This window comes from Streptomyces sp. MBT65, from assembly GCF_016612545.1.
In the GTDB taxonomy this organism is placed as follows: domain Bacteria; phylum Actinomycetota; class Actinomycetes; order Streptomycetales; family Streptomycetaceae; genus Streptomyces.
Window position 1 is genome coordinate 18,482 of sequence record NZ_JAENRY010000062.1, and the last position, 15,424, is coordinate 33,905.

At 71.6% G+C, this 15,424-nt stretch carries 11 protein-coding genes and 1 riboswitch; of the genes, 2 read left to right on the plus strand and 9 right to left on the minus strand.

Annotated features, from left to right (window positions below; all coding sequences use genetic code 11):
- Window positions 1-7 precede the first annotated feature (7 nt).
- Complete coding sequence (locus JHN63_RS16335) at window positions 8-2,164, minus strand: PQQ-binding-like beta-propeller repeat protein (RefSeq protein WP_200681793.1); 2,157 nt, start codon at window positions 2,162-2,164, stop codon at window positions 8-10.
- Between the two features lie 147 nt (window positions 2,165-2,311).
- Here JHN63_RS16335 and JHN63_RS16340 point away from each other — a divergent pair, with 147 nt between their 5' ends.
- Complete coding sequence (locus JHN63_RS16340) at window positions 2,312-2,953, plus strand: LysE family translocator (RefSeq protein WP_200681794.1); 642 nt, start codon at window positions 2,312-2,314, stop codon at window positions 2,951-2,953.
- Between the two features lie 19 nt (window positions 2,954-2,972).
- On the opposite strand, the gene JHN63_RS16345 is transcribed toward JHN63_RS16340, so the two are convergent.
- On the minus strand, window positions 2,973-3,413 hold the full coding sequence (locus JHN63_RS16345; RefSeq protein WP_200681795.1) for an SRPBCC family protein: 441 nt from the start codon (window positions 3,411-3,413) through the stop codon (window positions 2,973-2,975).
- 113 nt (window positions 3,414-3,526) lie between these two features.
- Between JHN63_RS16345 and JHN63_RS16350 the strand changes: the two genes are divergently transcribed.
- Window positions 3,527-4,537, plus strand: a complete 1,011-nt coding sequence (locus tag JHN63_RS16350; RefSeq protein WP_200681796.1) for a DUF2278 family protein — start codon at window positions 3,527-3,529, stop codon at window positions 4,535-4,537.
- 65 nt (window positions 4,538-4,602) lie between these two features.
- Here JHN63_RS16350 and JHN63_RS16355 read toward each other — a convergent pair whose 3' ends face one another.
- The 7 genes from JHN63_RS16355 to lysA form a co-directional block, all read right to left on the minus strand.
- Complete coding sequence (locus tag JHN63_RS16355) at window positions 4,603-5,337, minus strand: polysaccharide deacetylase family protein (protein WP_200681831.1); 735 nt, start codon at window positions 5,335-5,337, stop codon at window positions 4,603-4,605.
- Between the two features lie 142 nt (window positions 5,338-5,479).
- Window positions 5,480-6,058 (minus strand): histidine phosphatase family protein, encoded by a 579-nt coding sequence (locus JHN63_RS16360; RefSeq protein WP_200681797.1) that lies wholly within the window; start codon window positions 6,056-6,058, stop codon window positions 5,480-5,482.
- A 164-nt stretch (window positions 6,059-6,222) separates the two neighbouring features.
- Entirely contained in the window at window positions 6,223-8,541 is a 2,319-nt protein-coding gene (gene metE / locus JHN63_RS16365; RefSeq protein WP_200681798.1) for a 5-methyltetrahydropteroyltriglutamate--homocysteine S-methyltransferase, read from the minus strand.
- Between the two features lie 140 nt (window positions 8,542-8,681).
- Window positions 8,682-8,907: riboswitch (cobalamin riboswitch) on the minus strand.
- Between the two features lie 98 nt (window positions 8,908-9,005).
- On the minus strand, window positions 9,006-9,998 hold the full coding sequence (gene meaB / locus JHN63_RS16370) for a methylmalonyl Co-A mutase-associated GTPase MeaB (RefSeq protein WP_200681799.1): 993 nt from the start codon (window positions 9,996-9,998) through the stop codon (window positions 9,006-9,008).
- Window positions 9,995-12,184, minus strand: coding sequence for a methylmalonyl-CoA mutase (scpA, locus tag JHN63_RS16375; RefSeq protein ID WP_200681800.1), 2,190 nt, complete (start codon window positions 12,182-12,184; stop codon window positions 9,995-9,997). Before scpA ends, meaB begins: the two co-directional genes overlap by 4 nt.
- Window positions 12,184-13,989, minus strand: a complete 1,806-nt coding sequence (locus JHN63_RS16380; protein WP_200681801.1) for a methylmalonyl-CoA mutase subunit beta — start codon at window positions 13,987-13,989, stop codon at window positions 12,184-12,186. The genes scpA and JHN63_RS16380 overlap by 1 nt, the downstream gene beginning before the upstream one ends.
- 95 nt (window positions 13,990-14,084) lie before the next feature.
- Window positions 14,085-15,422, minus strand: coding sequence for a diaminopimelate decarboxylase (gene lysA, locus JHN63_RS16385; RefSeq protein ID WP_200681802.1), 1,338 nt, complete (start codon window positions 15,420-15,422; stop codon window positions 14,085-14,087).
- Between the last annotated feature and the right edge of the window lie 2 nt (window positions 15,423-15,424).

The window sequence follows — 15,424 nt, forward strand, 5'->3', positions numbered from 1 at the left end:
GCGTAGCTCAGCGCGTTGCGGGCGGTCGTACGGAGAAGGCGGTGTCGCCCGCCACGGCCACGAGCGCGTCCTTGACGAGCAGGACGTACGGCGTGGTGTCGTCCGTCGAGTCGCCGAGGTCCGCCAGCGCGGACGTACGCCACTCGACGGCTCCGGTCCTCCGGTCCAGCGCCAGGAAGCGGCCGAACTGGTTCGAGAAGTAGAGCCTGTTGAACTTCGCCGAGAACACCGGCGTCGACAGGTTCTCGGTGTCCGTCTCCCGTTGCCAGAGCCGCTTGCCGTCGGCCGCGCGGACGGCGGTGACCGTGCCGTTCGGTCGGACGAGGTAGATCACGTCCTTGACCAGGGTGGCCGTGCCGCGGGTGCCGGTCGGCAGGGCGATCCGCTCGATCGCGCCGGTGCTCGGGTTCACCCGGTCCAGGGCGGTGTACAGCTGGTCCGGGGAGCTGCCGAAGACCTCCGGCGCCAGCTTCGGCGCCAGGAACAGCGTCCGGCCCTTGTCGACGCCCAACGGCCAAGCCCCCGTGGGGAGTTCGGCGATTTTCTGCTGCGCGCCGGTGGCGGGGTCAAGGCGTACCAGGACGAAATCGCCCTGGGAGGGATCGTCCTCGACCGTGCAGAGGGCGTACGGGGCGCCGCCCAGCGCCGTCGGAGTGCAGGAGTTCCCGAGGTTCGACCAGATGGGCGCGCTCCACAGCTGACGGCCCGACGCGTCGTAGGCCACGAACTTCGTCGCGTCCACGTCCATCGCCAGGATCCCGCCGTCGAACAGGACGGGGTCCGTGTCGTCCCTGATCGGGTGGATCCACAGCCGGGTGCCGGTCTTCGCGTCCAGGGCGACCATGCGCCGGGTGATGAAGGTGTCGTTCGAGTCGGGCTTGACGTAGGTGTAGACGTGCCCGTCCCGGACGCCGATGGGGAGCGCGGTCTCGGGGCTGGTGCCCGACCGCCAGCGGACCCGGCCCGAGGCGGCGTCCAGCGCGGTGACCGTGGCGCCCGTACCGGCGCAGTACACGGTGCCGCCGTCCGCCAGGCAGCCGGACTGGGTGTAGTCGAGGGGGTCGCCGGTCTGGGAGGTGAGCAGACCCGTCCGCCAGGGCTTCCAGCCCGCGGGCAGCGCCACGGTGGAGGCGGACGGCGAGGGCGAGAGCGCGTCGTACGGGCCCAGGGTCGTGTCGTCCGACGACCAGCGCAGGGCCGTGAGGCCGAGCCCCGCGACGGCGATCACGGTGCCGAGAGCGACGAGGAGCCGCCGGCCTCGGCGCGGGCGTTTGGTGCCCGGGACGGCCGTAGGACCCGCCAGGCGGGGGCGGGGGACCGCCTCTCGCGGGGGATCCACCGCGGTGGTAGCGGCGGCGGAATCGGGCAGGGCACGCAACAGGCCGTGGAGTTCGGTCAGTTGGGGCCGGGCCGCCGCGTCCTTGTCCAGGCAGCGTTCCGCGATGCTCCGCAGCGGTTCGGACACTCCGTCCAACCGGGGCTGTTCGTGCAGGACTTGATAGCCCGTCAGGTACGGGCTGGCGCCGTCGAACGGACGGTTGCCGGTGGCGGCGTATACGAGCAGTGAGCCCAGCGAGAAGACGTCGGAGGCGGCGGTGACGTCCCGGGGCGCGGTGAACTGTTCCGGTGACATGAAGGGCGGGGTGCCGATCAACCGCCCTGTCACGGTGAGGGCCTGGTTGTCGGCGGCGCGGGAGATGCCGAAGTCGATGACGCGGGGGCCGTCCTCGGCGAGCAGCACGTTGCTGGGCTTCAAGTCCCGATGCACGACACCCGCTTGGTGGATGTCCCGCAGTGCCTCGACCAGCCCCAGCGCCAGGGCGCGCAGGGCCTGCCCGTCCAACGGGCCGTCCTTCTCGATGACTTCGGCCAGGGTTCGGCCGGGCACGTAGAGCGTGGCCATCCACGGCACTTCGGCGTCGGGGTCGGCGTCCACGACGGGAGCGGTGAACGCTCCGCTCACCCGGCGGACAGCCGCGATCTCCTGGCGGAACCGGGCCCGGAACTCCTCGTCCAGCGCGTACTGCGCGTGTACGACCTTGACGGCGACCTGTCGTCCCGAGGCGGACCGCGCGAGATACACGACGCCCATCCCACCGCTGCCCAACCGGTTGACCAGCGCGTAGCCGCCAATGGACTCCGTATCCCCGGGGCGAAGCGACATTCGCCGGTCACCTTTCCTGATTCCCGTGCCTGCAAGGGCCGTTCAGGGCCATCACACTAGAGCGTTTGTTCCTCTCACCGGACATCGACCTCGTGGGACCGGGAAATGGGGTTGCGGGCCAGGGGCGCCCCCATCTTCCATGGGCCCATGGTGTCCACCGACCGACTGCTCGCCTTCGCGGCCCTGTCCTTCCTGCTGATCGTGGTGCCCGGCCCCAGCGTGCTGTTCGTGATCGGGCGGGCGCTGGCCCACGGCCGTCGCGCCGCGCTGACCACCGTGGTCGGCAACACGCTCGGCGCCTACCTCCTCGTCGTCGCCGTGGCACTCGGCGTCGGCTCGCTGGTGGAACGCTCGGTGCTCGTCTTCACGACCCTGAAGCTCGCCGGCGCCGCCTACCTCGTGTACCTCGGGGTGAAGGCGTGGCGTCGACGCGGCTCGCTGCGGGCCGCGTTCGCGGGGGAGGAGGCCGCTCCGCACAGCGGCCTGCGCACCCTGTGGGAGGGGTTCGCGGTCGGCGTGGCCAACCCCAAGACGATCGTGTTCTTCGCCGCCGTACTGCCCCAGTTCGTGGACCGCGAACAGGGTCATGTCACCAGCCAGATGCTGCTGCTCGGCCTGGTCTTCAACCTCATCGCCCTGGCCTCGGACAGCGTGTGGGGGCTGGTCGCCGCCACCGCCCGCGACTGGTTCGCCCGCTCACCCCGCCGCCTCTCCGCGGTCGGCGGCGTCGGCGGCCTCACGATGATCGGCCTGGGCGTGACGGTCGCGGTCACCGGCCGCAAGGACTGACCCCACGGGCACGACTGCGCTACGGCCGTCTCAGCAGCCCGTTCACCGCCCGCCCGAACATCGACCGCGCCGCCCACTCGAGCGGCCGGTCGAAGAGGCGCGGCAGGAAAACGACCGCCAGCTCCTCCTGCCAGACCACGCGGCTACGGCCCCCCGGCCCCGGCCGCACCTCGATCTCCGCCCAGCCGGTCACCACCCGCCCCCGCTTCTCCAGCCGGACCAGACCGGGTTCGTCGCCCGACGGAGGCCGCCACACGGTGACCTCCATCCGGTCGTCGAAACCGAGCGGGCCGAGCCCGGAGCGGGCCACGAACACCGTGCCCTCGCCGGTCGGTGGAGGAGTCAGCACGGTGACGCGGGTCAGCGGCACCACATCGCCGTGGCGCGGCCACTCCGTCAGTCGGCGCCACGCCTCCTCAAGGGGAAGCGGGGCCGTGCGTTCGAGACGGAAGTCGACCATGTAGGGATCGTAGAGAACGCTTCTCGGTCGGCGGTACTTTCGTCGAGGGCTCACACCCTTGGCCCAGCGGTTCACAGGTACGCAGACGTACACCACAGGGGGAGTCGGTCGTCATGCCACTGAAGGCCTATGGCGTATTGATCACACGCGCGGTGGACACCCGGCGCGAGGGCGCCGCCGGTACACCGCACTACCAGATCCATCTCACGGACGACTCGGGCACGCACTTCCGTGCCGCGGTCAACGTCCTGTCCGCCGAGCGGCCCTCCGAGCTGCTCTACCTCGTCAGCGAGGACTTCCAACACCCGGTCACCGCCCGCCTGGAGGGCCTCCCGAGCGGCTGGAACACCCTGCTGCCCGGACCCGGCGGCCCGAACCTCGACTTCGTGCGCGGCAACCTCTTCGACCCGGCGCAACTCCGCACGCTCCCGCCGGACGCGAGCGGCCCCGACAACGACCTCGCCGACCTCCTCGACCACTACGTACGACGCGCGGTCGACGACCCGGAGGCCCGGCTGTACGTCTTCGGCGAGCGCTTCGGGCCCGAACCGACCGTCAAGGACAAGGTGTTCGGCTTCCTGCCGGGCAACGGCGTCCACGACATCCACATGAACCAGGGCAACAGCCGCCGCTTCAGCGGCGACGACGGGATCTGGCAGGACGGCGGTCTGCTGATCCACTTCCCGGCGCAGTCGCGGTGGGTGGCCATCTTCCTCGCCTTCCAGAGCCAGTCCTGGCACACCGACGACACCACCGGCCACGCCCTGGAGGGCACCGACGGTTCCCGCAACGAGCCCGGCGGGCAGCCCGTCCGGATCGTCGCGGCCCTGGTCAACCCGCGCGGCCCGGCGCCCGAGGCGGAGAGCGTCACGCTCCTGAACGCCTCGGCCGATCCGCTCGACCCGACCGGCTGGCGCGTCCAGGACCGGCTGGGCCACTCCTGCGCGGTACCGCCCGGCCCGCTCGCCGCGGGCGCCACCCTGCTCGTCCCGCTCACGGACGGCGTCCAACTCGGCAACCAGGGCGGCGAGATCACCCTCCTCGACGCGAACGGCCTCAAGGTCCACGGCGTCTCGTACACCGCGGAACAGGCCGCGCGGGAGGGCTGGACCGTGGTGTTCTGACCCGGCCGACACAGCTGACCCGACTGACCTGCCGACACGACTGACCCGGCCCTGGACCGCGCGGCTCAGGGCCGGTACACCTTCCCGGGCTCGGCCTTCCCGGGCGCGAGGAGCTGCGGCACGGTCACGAACACGTACCCGCGCTCCTTCAGCGCGTCGATGATCCCCGGGACGGCGGGCACGGTGCCCCGGTACAGGTCGTGCAGCAGGATGATGCCGTCCCGGGTGGCCTGCGCCAGGACGCGCTTGGTGATCAGCGCGGAGTCGGTGGTCGCGTAGTCCTTCGCGGTCACGCTCCACAGCACCTCCGAGAGGCCCAGCTCCCGGCAGATCTTGTGCACGGTGTCGTCGGTACGGCCCTGCGGCGGGCGCATCAGCGTGGGCCGCTTGCCGGTGATCCGCGCTATCGCGTCGTCCGTGCGCTCGAGTTCGTCGCGTATCTGCGCGGGGGTGATCCGAGTCAGGATCTTGTGGTCCCAGGTGTGACTGGCCACCTCGTGCCCCTCGGCGGCCATGCGCTCGACCAGCTCCGGGTACTTCTCGATGTGCCGCTTGCCGAGCAGGAAGAAGGTCGCCGGGACCTGCTTCTCCTTCAGGATGTCGAGCAGCCGCGCCGAGTTCTCGCTCGGCCCGGCGTCGAACGTCAGCGCGATGCACTTCGCCTCACGGCAGTCCACCGTCCCGAAACGGGCCTGCGCACCCGTCGACCCGGCCTCGGCGCGGGCGGCGGCCGGCGCGGTGGTGTCGAGCCGGGTGCAGCCGCCCAACGACAGGGCCAGTGAAGCCGCCGCCACGAACATGCCGACGGCACGCAACCCGGCCGGGGTTCTTTTCCTCTTCTTGTGCAGAGCGCTCAGAGTTGGCATGTCCGGACTATACACAGCGTGTATGTACGCGGTGCATAGTGGGGCGGAGGTGCCCGGGGGCGGCACTTGTAGGGCCTTAGGGGGCGGTGGTCCCCAGTTCCCGCCCGAGCCTGAGGTTCCATCGCCCGGCCCGTCCGCTGAGGTCGGTCGCCGTCAGTGGGGGTACGTCGAGCCGCCAGAAGGCGGGCCCGGGTGCGTCGAGGATCGTGACCGCGAGGGCCCTGACGATCTCCTGCTCGACCACGGCGAGGGTTCTGCCCTCGAACTCCGCCGCCGTCTCCAGCCACCGCCCCGCCCGCTCGCACAACGCCCGCACCGACTCCCCGCCATGGGGCGCCGCGTCCGGGTCCGTCAGCCAGGACATCGCCGCGTCCGGCTCGCGTGCCATCACCTCGTCGAGGGGCAGCCCCCGCCAGCGCCCCATGTCCAGCCCCGCCAACCGCGGCTCCACCACGGCCGCCAGACCCAGGGCGGCCGCCGTCTCCCGGCAGCGCGCGGTGGGCGAGACCAGCACCCGGCCGGCCGGCCGGAGCGAACCGGCGACGGACTCGGCCCGGGCCGCTCCGCTCGGGTCGAGCGGGCCGTCGTCGTCGAACCGGGTCTCCCGCAGGGACCGGTTCATCGCCGGCGAGATCAGGGTGATACGGCTGGTCACGTGGTCGCTCCAGTTCTCCGGGCTGTTCGGAACATCGTCTCGCGCGCACCACGACACACCGCACGGCGGCCGGGAGCACGCGATCCACGGCACGGCGGCGGGGAGTGGGCAATCCACGGCGGGGCGGTCGGGAGGATGCTCCTCCCGACCGCCCCGCCCCCGGATCAGGAACCGGCCAGCTCCGTACGGACCGTACGGGCCGCCGCGACCAGGTTCTCCAGGGACGCTCGGGTCTCCGGCCAGCCCCGGGTCTTCAGACCGCAGTCCGGGTTGACCCACAGCCGCTCCGCCGGAATGGCCTCAAGTCCCTTGCGCAGCAAGGCAGCCGCCTCGGCCACGCTCGGTACGCGCGGCGAGTGGATGTCGTAGACACCTGGTCCCGCCTCGCGCGGATAGCCGTGCCCGGCCAGCTCGCGGGCGACCTGCATGTGCGAGCGGGCCGCCTCCAGGCTGATGACGTCCGCGTCGAGATCGTCGATGGCCTGGACGATGTCCCCGAACTCGGCGTAGCACATGTGCGTGTGGATCTGCGTGTCCGGCCGCACCCCGGCGGTGGTCAGCCGGAACGCCTCCGTCGCCCAGGCGAGATACGCCGCCCGGTCCGCCGCCCGCAGCGGCAGCGTCTCCCGCAGTGCGGGCTCGTCGACCTGGACGACCGAAGTCCCGGCCGCCTCAAGGTCGTCGACCTCGTCACGCAAGGCCAGGGCGACCTGCCGGGCGGTGTCCCCGAGCGGCTGGTCGTCCCGGACGAAGGACCAGGCGAGCATGGTGACCGGCCCGGTGAGCATGCCCTTGACCGGACGCGAGGTGAGCGACTGGGCGTACGTCGTCCAGCGCACCGTCATCGGTTCCGGGCGCGAGATGTCACCGGCCAGGATCGGCGGCCGGACGTAACGGGTGCCGTACGACTGGACCCAGCCGTGCTGGGTGGCCAGGTAGCCGGTGAGCTGCTCGGCGAAGTACTGGACCATGTCGTTGCGTTCGGGCTCACCGTGCACCAGGACGTCCAGGCCGGTCTTCTCCTGGAACGCGATCACCTCCTGGATCTCGGCCCTGATCCGCTCCTCGTACCCGGCCGTGTCGATCCGCCGCGCCCTCAAGTCGGCCCGCGCGGTGCGCAGTTCGGCGGTCTGCGGGAACGAGCCGATGGTCGTCGTCGGCAGCGACGGCAGCCCGAGATGCCCGCGCTGCGCCACGGTCCGCTCGGCGTACGGCTGAGCGCGGCGGGCGTCGGCGTCCGTGACGGCGGCGGCCCGGGCCCGTACGGCAGGGTCGCGGGTCAGCGACGAACCGGCGCGGGAGGCCAAATCGGCGCGGTTCGCGGCGAGTTCGGCGGCGATCGTGTCGGTGCCCTGGGCCAGGCCCTTGGCGAGTGTGACGATCTCGCTCGTCTTCTGCCGCGCGAACGCCAGCCAGCGCAGGATCTGCGGTTCGATGTCCCGCTCGGCGGCGGCGTCGAGCGGGACGTGCAGCAGCGAGCAGGAGGCGGCCACGTCGACCCGGTCGGCCAGCCCGAGCAACGTCCCCAGTGCGGCAAGGGACTTGGTGAGGTCGTTGACCCAGACGTTACGGCCGTTGACGACCCCCGCGACCAGCCGCTTGCCGGGCAGCCCGCCCACCGAGGCCAGAGCGTCCAGGTTGGCGGCGGCGGACTCGGTGAAGTCGAGCGCGAGCCCCTCCACCGGCGCCTTCGCCAGCACCGGCAGCGCGTCGCCGAGCCGGTCGAAGTAGGAGGCGACCAGCAGCTTCGGCCGGTCGGTGGCACCCCCGAGATCGCGGTAGGCGCGGGCGGCGGCGTTCAGTTCGGCCGGTGTGCGGTCCTGGACCAGGGCGGGCTCGTCGAGCTGCGCCCACTCCGCGCCCGCCGCCCGAAGATCGGCGAGGACCTCGGCGTACACCGGCAGCAGCCGGTCCAGCAGGGTCAGCGGATCGAAGTCCGCGGGGACGCCGGGGGCGGGCTTGGCGAGCAGGAGGTAGGTCACCGGGCCGACCAGCACGGGGCGGGCCGTCAGACCCAGGGCGAGGGCCTCCCGCAACTCCGCAACCTGCTTGGTGGAGTCGGTGGTGAAGACGGTGTCCGGGCCCAACTCCGGCACCAGATAGTGGTAGTTGGTGTCGAACCACTTCGTCATCTCCAGCGGCGCCACGTCCTGGGTGCCGCGCGCCATCGCGAAGTACCCGTCCAGCGCGTCGAGTTCGACGGCGGCGCGGTGGCGAGCGGGGATCGCGCCGACCATGACGCTGGTGTCCAGGACGTGGTCGTAGTACGAGAAGTCGCCGGTCGGAACTTCGTGGATGCCGGCGGCGGTCAGTTGCCGCCAGTTCGCGCGGCGCAGTTCGGTGGCGGTGGCCCGGAGGACGTCGGCGTCGACGCGGCCCTTCCAGTAGCCCTCGATCGCCTTCTTCAGTTCACGGCCCCGGCCCTGGCGGGGGTAGCCGTACACGGTGGACCGTGCTGCCGCGGCTGCGGACTTCGCTGTCACGGAACTCTCCTTCGCGAGATGTCTCCCTGAGATCCCGGTACGGGACGAGAGCGCGAAGGAACGTCAGACCGGGGGGTGTTGTGCCCGCCGGTATGCACGCCGACCCGCCCACGAGGTCACCGGGATTCCGCGCGCGAATGCTTCGCGTGCGGGCAGTCGGCAGGTCTTCGGACTCGCGGGCACGTCCCCCTTGTGAACCGGAGGACACCTACTGGCCGTCGCTTCCCAGGTCCTGTCGTGGGCCCAGTGCGTATGACGGCGGTCGTTCCTGCTTACCGCTGCGGGGCAGTCCCGGAGTCTCACCGGGTTCCCTCTTGCGACGCGTCCGTCTGGCTGACGGGGCGAACCAGCTGCGACAGCCAGCGTACGGGGTGGGGGTCCTGTGCGTCGATTTCCATGTGCGGGTCGGTGGGGGCTGGAGCGCGCCCCGCGGCGGAGCCGCATATCGACACAGCCCCGCGCCCCTAGGTGGGTTGGGGGCCCCGGGATTCGAAGGCTCGGAGGATTTGCTCTGCCGCCAGGGTCGGTGTCAACTCGCCCTCCCGGACCTGGCGTTCGAGGTCCGGGGCCAGGGCGCGGACCGTCGGGTCGGCGTTCAGGCGGCCCAGGAGCTCATCGCGCACCATCGTCCACGTCCAGTCCACCTGCTGCTCGCTGCGCTTCGCGGCCAGGCGGCCCGTGGAGTCCAGGAGGGACCGGTGTTGTTCCAGGCGTTCCCAGACCGTGTCCAGGCCGGTGCCCTTGCGGGCGCTGCAACTCAGCACCGGCGGCGTCCAGGCCGCGTCGACGGGATGCATCAGCCGTAGCGCGCCCGCCAGTTCACGAGCCGCGCTCTTCGCGTCGCGCTCATGTGGACCGTCCGCCTTGTTGACGGCGATGACGTCGGCCAGTTCCAGGACGCCCTTCTTGATGCCCTGCAACTGGTCGCCCGTGCGGGCCAGGGTCAACAACAGGAAGGAGTCGACCATGTTGGCGACGGCCGTCTCGGACTGGCCCACGCCGACCGTCTCGACGAGGACGACGTCGTAGCCCGCCGCCTCCATCACCACGATCGACTCGCGGGTCGCCTTCGCGACGCCGCCGAGTGTGCCGGCGGTGGGGGAGGGGCGGACGAAGGCCGCGGGGTCTACGGCCAGGCGTTCCATGCGGGTCTTGTCGCCGAGGATCGAGCCGCCGGTCCGCGTGGACGACGGGTCGACGGCGAGGACCGCGACCCGGAAGCCGAGCGAGGTCATCAGCGTGCCGAACGCGTCGATGAACGTCGACTTGCCCACGCCCGGCACACCGCTGATGCCGATGCGCCGGGCCCGGCCGCTGTGCGGGAGCAGCGCGGTCAGCAACTCCTGGGCCATGACCCGGTGTTGGGGCTTGGTCGACTCGACGAGCGTGATGGCCCGGGCCACCAGCGCCCGTTTCCCGTCGAGCACGCCCTTCACATAGGTGTCGAGCTCGATCACAGGGCGTGCCCGAGGTCGGCGGCCAGCCGCTGCACCAGGTCGTGGGCCGCGTCCGGGATCACCGTCCCGGGCGGGAACACGGCCGCCGCGCCCATCTCCAGGAGCGTGGGCACGTCCTGCGGCGGGATCACCCCGCCGACCACGATCATGATGTCCTCGCGGCCCTCCTCGGCCAGGGACTCCTTCAACGCCGGTACGAGGGTGAGATGCCCCGCTGCCAGCGAGGACACCCCGACGATGTGCACGTCCGCCTCGACGGCCTGGCGGGCCACCTCGCCGGGGGTCTGGAAGAGGGGGCCGACGTCGACGTCGAAGCCGAGGTCGGCGAAGGCGGTGGCGATCACCTTCTGGCCGCGGTCGTGGCCGTCCTGGCCCATCTTGGCGACCAGGATGCGGGGGCGGCGGCCCTCGGACTCCTCGAACTCGGCCACGAGGGTGCGGGTGCGTTCCACGGACGGGGACTCGCCGGCTTCGGTGCGGTACACACCGGAGATCGTACGGATCTGGCTCGCGTGCCGCCCGTACACCTTCTCCAGCGCGTCGGAGATCTCCCCGACCGTGGCCTTCGCGCGGGCCGCGTTCACCGCCAGCTCCAGGAGGTTGCCGGTGCCTTCGTCGGCCGCGCGGGTCAGGGCGTGCAGCGCGTCCTGGGTGGCCTGTTCGTCGCGCTCGGCGCGCAACCGCCGTAGTTTCTCGATCTGTTGGGTGCGGACGGAGGAGTTGTCGACCTTGAGGACGTCGATCTGCTCGTCGGTCTCCACCCGGTACTTGTTGACGCCGATGACCGGCTGGCGTCCGGAGTCGATGCGGGCCTGGGTGCGGGCCGCCGCCTCCTCGATGCGCAGTTTGGGGATGCCCGCGTCGATGGCCTTGGCCATGCCGCCCGCCGCCTCGACCTCCTCGATGTGCTGCCAGGCCCGGCGCGCCAGGTCGTAGGTGAGCTTCTCGACGTACGCGCTGCCGCCCCACGGGTCGATGACCCGGGTGGTGCCGGACTCCTGCTGGATCAGCAACTGGGTGTTGCGGGCGATGCGGGCCGAGAAGTCGGTGGGCAGAGCGAGGGCCTCGTCGAGGGCGTTGGTGTGCAGGGACTGCGTGTGGCCCTGAGTGGCCGCCATGGCCTCCACGGCCGTACGCGTCACATTGTTGAAGACGTCCTGCGCGGTCAGTGACCAGCCCGAGGTCTGTGAATGGGTGCGCAGGGAGAGGGACTTGGCGTTCTGCGGGTCGAACTGTTTCACCAGCTTGGCCCAGAGCAGGCGGGCCGCCCGCAGCTTCGCGATCTCCATGAAGAAGTTCATGCCGATCGCCCAGAAGAAGGACAGCCGGGGCGCGAACGCGTCCACGTCCATCCCCGCCTCCCGCCCGGCCCGGATGTACTCGACCCCGTCCGCGAGGGTGTACGCCAGCTCCAAGTCGGCCGTCGCGCCCGCCTCTTGGATGTGGTAGCCGGAGATGGAGATCGAGTTGTAGCGGGGCATCCGCTGCGAGGTGAAGGCGAAGATGTCGGAGATGATCCGCATCGACGGCTTCGGCGGATAGATGTAGGTGTTGCGGACCATGAACTCCTTGAGGATGTCGTTCTGGATGGTCCCGGCCAACTTCTCGGGCGGCACGCCCTGTTCCTCGGCGGCGACGATGTAGAGCGCGAGGACGGGCAGCACCGCGCCGTTCATCGTCATCGACACGGTCATCCTGTCCAGCGGGATGCCGTCGAAGAGTTGGCGCATGTCGTAGATCGAGTCGATCGCCACGCCCGCCATGCCGACGTCACCGGTCACGCGCGGGTGGTCGCTGTCGTAACCCCGGTGCGTGGGCAGGTCGAAGGCGACCGACAGACCCTTCTGACCGGCCGCCAGATTGCGCCGGTAGAAGGCGTTGGACTCCTCGGCTGTGGAGAAGCCCGCGTACTGACGGATCGTCCAGGGCTGGTTGACGTACATCGTCGGGTACGGGCCGCGCAGATACGGCGCGATGCCCGGGTAGGTGGCCAGGAAGTCCAGGCCCTCCAAGTCCTGCCCCGTGTACAGGGGTTTGACCGCGATGCCCTCCGGGGTCTCCCAGAGGAGGTCGTCGCCGCCCGCCGCCTTCTTGACGGTGTCGTGCCACTCGTCCGGGTCGGTCCGGGCGGCCGGGGTCCCCAGTTCGATCCCGGAGAAGTCGGGGATGCGCCCGCTCGCTGCCATCAGGACACTCCCATGCGGTCGAGGGTGGCGGACAGTACGGCTACGGCGTCGCAGCCCGCGAAGACGTACGCGTCGACACCGGAGTACTGCCCGGGGCGGCCCGCGAGGAACACGTGCCCGGCACCGGCCGACCTCAACTCCCCGGCGACCGACGCCGCTTGCTCCTCGTAGAGTGCGTCGCTGGAGCAGAGGCAGGCCTCGGTGGCCCCGCTGTCCGCGAAGGTGCCCTCGGTGACGGGCTCGATGCCGCCCGCCTGGAACAGGTTCGAGGCGAAGGTGAGGCGTGCGGTGTGCGCGGCGGCGGGGCCGAGCGCCGCCAGGAAGATGCGCGGCCGGGAGCCGGTCGCCGCGAGGTGGGCGTCCGAGCGGGCGCGCAGTGCCTCGTAGGCCTCGTCGCGGCGCACGCGCGGCAGTCCACCTGAGGGTTCCGAGGGGGCGGGCGAGCGCTCCGGGAGGCGTTCGGCGAGGTTCGGGAACTCGCTGACGCCGGTGATGGGTTCGCGGCGCTTGGCGAGCTTCGCGCTGCGGGCCGCCCAGGTGGTGGCGAGGTCCTCGCGGAGGCTGCCGGAGGCCAATACGGCCGCCTGGCCGCCCTGTTGCTCGATGTGCTGGAAGAACTCCCAGCCCGCGTGGGCGAGTTCGTCCGTGAGGCGCTCCACGTACCAGGAGCCGCCCGCCGGGTCGATCACCCGGGACAGATGCGACTCCTCGACCAGGATCGTCGAGGTGTTGCGGGCGATCCGGCGCGCGAACGCGTCCGGCAGGCCCAGCGCGTGATCGAAGGGCAGCACGGTGACGGACTCGGCGCCGCCCACCCCGGCGGCCAGCGTCGCGACCGTCGTGCGCAGCATGTTCACCCACGGGTCACGGCGGGACATCATCACCGGCGAGGTCACCACGTGCTGCACCTGCCCGCCCGGCGCCCCGCACACCTCGGCCACTCGCGCCCAGAGCCTGCGCGCCGCGCGCAACTTGGCGATCGTCAGGAACTGGTCGGCGGTCGCCGCGTACCTGAACTCCAGCTGTCCTACGGCCTGTTCGACGCTCAGCCCGGCTTCCGTCAGCTCGCGCAGATATGCGACACCGGTCGCCAGCGAGGCGCCCAGCTCCTGCCCCGCCGAGCCGCCCGCCTCGTGGTACGGCAGCGCGTCCACGGTCAGCGCGCGCAGCCCCGGGTACTCCTCGGCGCAGCGCCGGGCGAGCGCGGCGACCGGCGCGAAGTCGAAGGCCTCGTCCCCGGTGCGGGCCGCGAAGCCCAGCGGGTCGGCGCCCAGGTTGCCCCGGGCGGCCTCGGGCGCGATGCCCCGCTCCTCGTACAGCCGTAGCAACTCGGCTGCTGCGGAGGCGACTTCGGGCCCCGCGTCGAGGACGACGGGTGCCAGGTCGAGGAAGACGCCGTCGAGGGTGCTGCCGAGCGACGCGACCGGGATGCCGTGCTCGCCGACGGCCAGCCACAGCGAGGTGACGCCGTTCTCCAGGTCGCCTAGGACCGCGGAGTTGTCGGCCGTCGTGTGCCGCTGGCGTACGTCCCAGCCGCCGAGGGTGTTGCCCTCGGCGCGGCCGCCCCGGACGAAGGGGGCGAAACCGGGGAGGCCGGGCGCGGGCGCGGAGTCGTCGGCGGTGTACAGGGGACGGGCGCGCAGCCCGTCCTCCAACGAGGTGGACAGGGCGTCTTCCGCTGCCGTACCCGAGACTTCCTTGCCCGACTTGCGCAGTACGCCCTCCACCAGGCGTTGCCACTGCTCATGGGTCGCGTCAGGGAACTCGGCGGCCAGCGAGAGCCCGTCGTCAGGCAGGACCGTCATGCTCGGATGCTAGGGCAAAAGCGCAGGTGAGCAGCAGAGGACGCGGCTGTGACCTTGACCTCCCTTCGCGGTCTAGACCACTCCGCGGCGCGGATCTACAGCCCGATGTCCCTGCGGCTCATGTCGTCCAGGGACTCGCGGCGGACCAGGACCCGCGCGATGCCGTCGGCCACCGCGACGACCGGCGGCCGGCCGACGAGGTTGTAACCGGACGCCATGGACAGGTGGTACGCGCCGGCCGCCGGTACCGCGAGGAGGTCGCCGGGGCGTACGTCACCAGGGAGCGCCACCTCGTCGGCGAGCACGTCGCCCGCCTCGCAGTGCCGGCCCACGACGGTCACCATGCGCGGCGGTGCGCCAGAGGGGCGGCCGATGAGCCGGGGTGCGTAGCGCACGCCGTACAGCGCGGGCCTCGGGTTGTCGCTCATGCCGCCGTCGACCGCGACGAAGGTGCGGTCTCCGGTGCGCTTGACGGCCAGGACGCGGTAGACGGCGACCCCGGCGGGACCGACGATCGCCCGGCCCGGTTCGAGGGTGAGCCGGGGCACGGGCAGCCCGGCGCGGGCGCAGCCGTCCTCCAGCTCGGCGCGGACCCGGCCCGCGAGCACGGAGACGTCGAGGTGTTCCTCGCCCGGGCGGTAGGCGATCGCGTGGCCGCCGCCGATGTCCAACTGCGGAAGCGTGACGCCGTGTTGGTCGCGGATGCGGGCCAACAGCCCGACCATGCGCCGGACCGCGGCGACGTACGGCTTCGTGCCGGCGATCTGCGAGCCGATGTGGCAGTGCAGGCCCACGAGTTCGAGGTGCTGCTGGTCCAGGATCCGGGTCACGGCGTGCTGCGCGGAGCCGTCGGTGATGGACAGCCCGAACTTCTGGTCGTCGGTGCCGGTGCGCACCTTGACGTGGGCGCCGGCCGCCACACCGGGCACCACCCGCACCATCACCCGCTGCCGGCTGTCGGCGGGTGTGATCGCGGCCAGCCGGGCGATCTCCGAGGTGCTGTCCACGACGATCCGGCCGACCCCGAGCCGCAGCGCGGTGCTCAGGTCCTCGGGGCTCTTGGCGTTGCCATGCAGCACGATCCGCTCCGGCGGGAAGCCGGTGGTGACGGCGAGGGCGAGTTCGCCGGCCGAGCAGACGTCGAGACCGAGCCCCTCCTCCCGCACCCAGTGGGCCATCGCCCGGCACAGGAACGCCTTGGCCGCGTAGACGACGTCGGCGTCCGGGAACGCCCTGCGGTACGAGCGGCAGCGCTCGCGGATCTCCCGCTCGTCGAGGACGTAGACGGGAGTGCCGAAGCGGTCGGCGGCCTCGGTGAGGGAGACACCGCCGACGGTGACGTCACCGGCGGGGGCGGGGCGGGCGGAGCGGGGCCAGACGGACAGGTCGCCGGTGTCGGTGACCTGGAGAACGGGGGCGTCCAGGATGGACATGG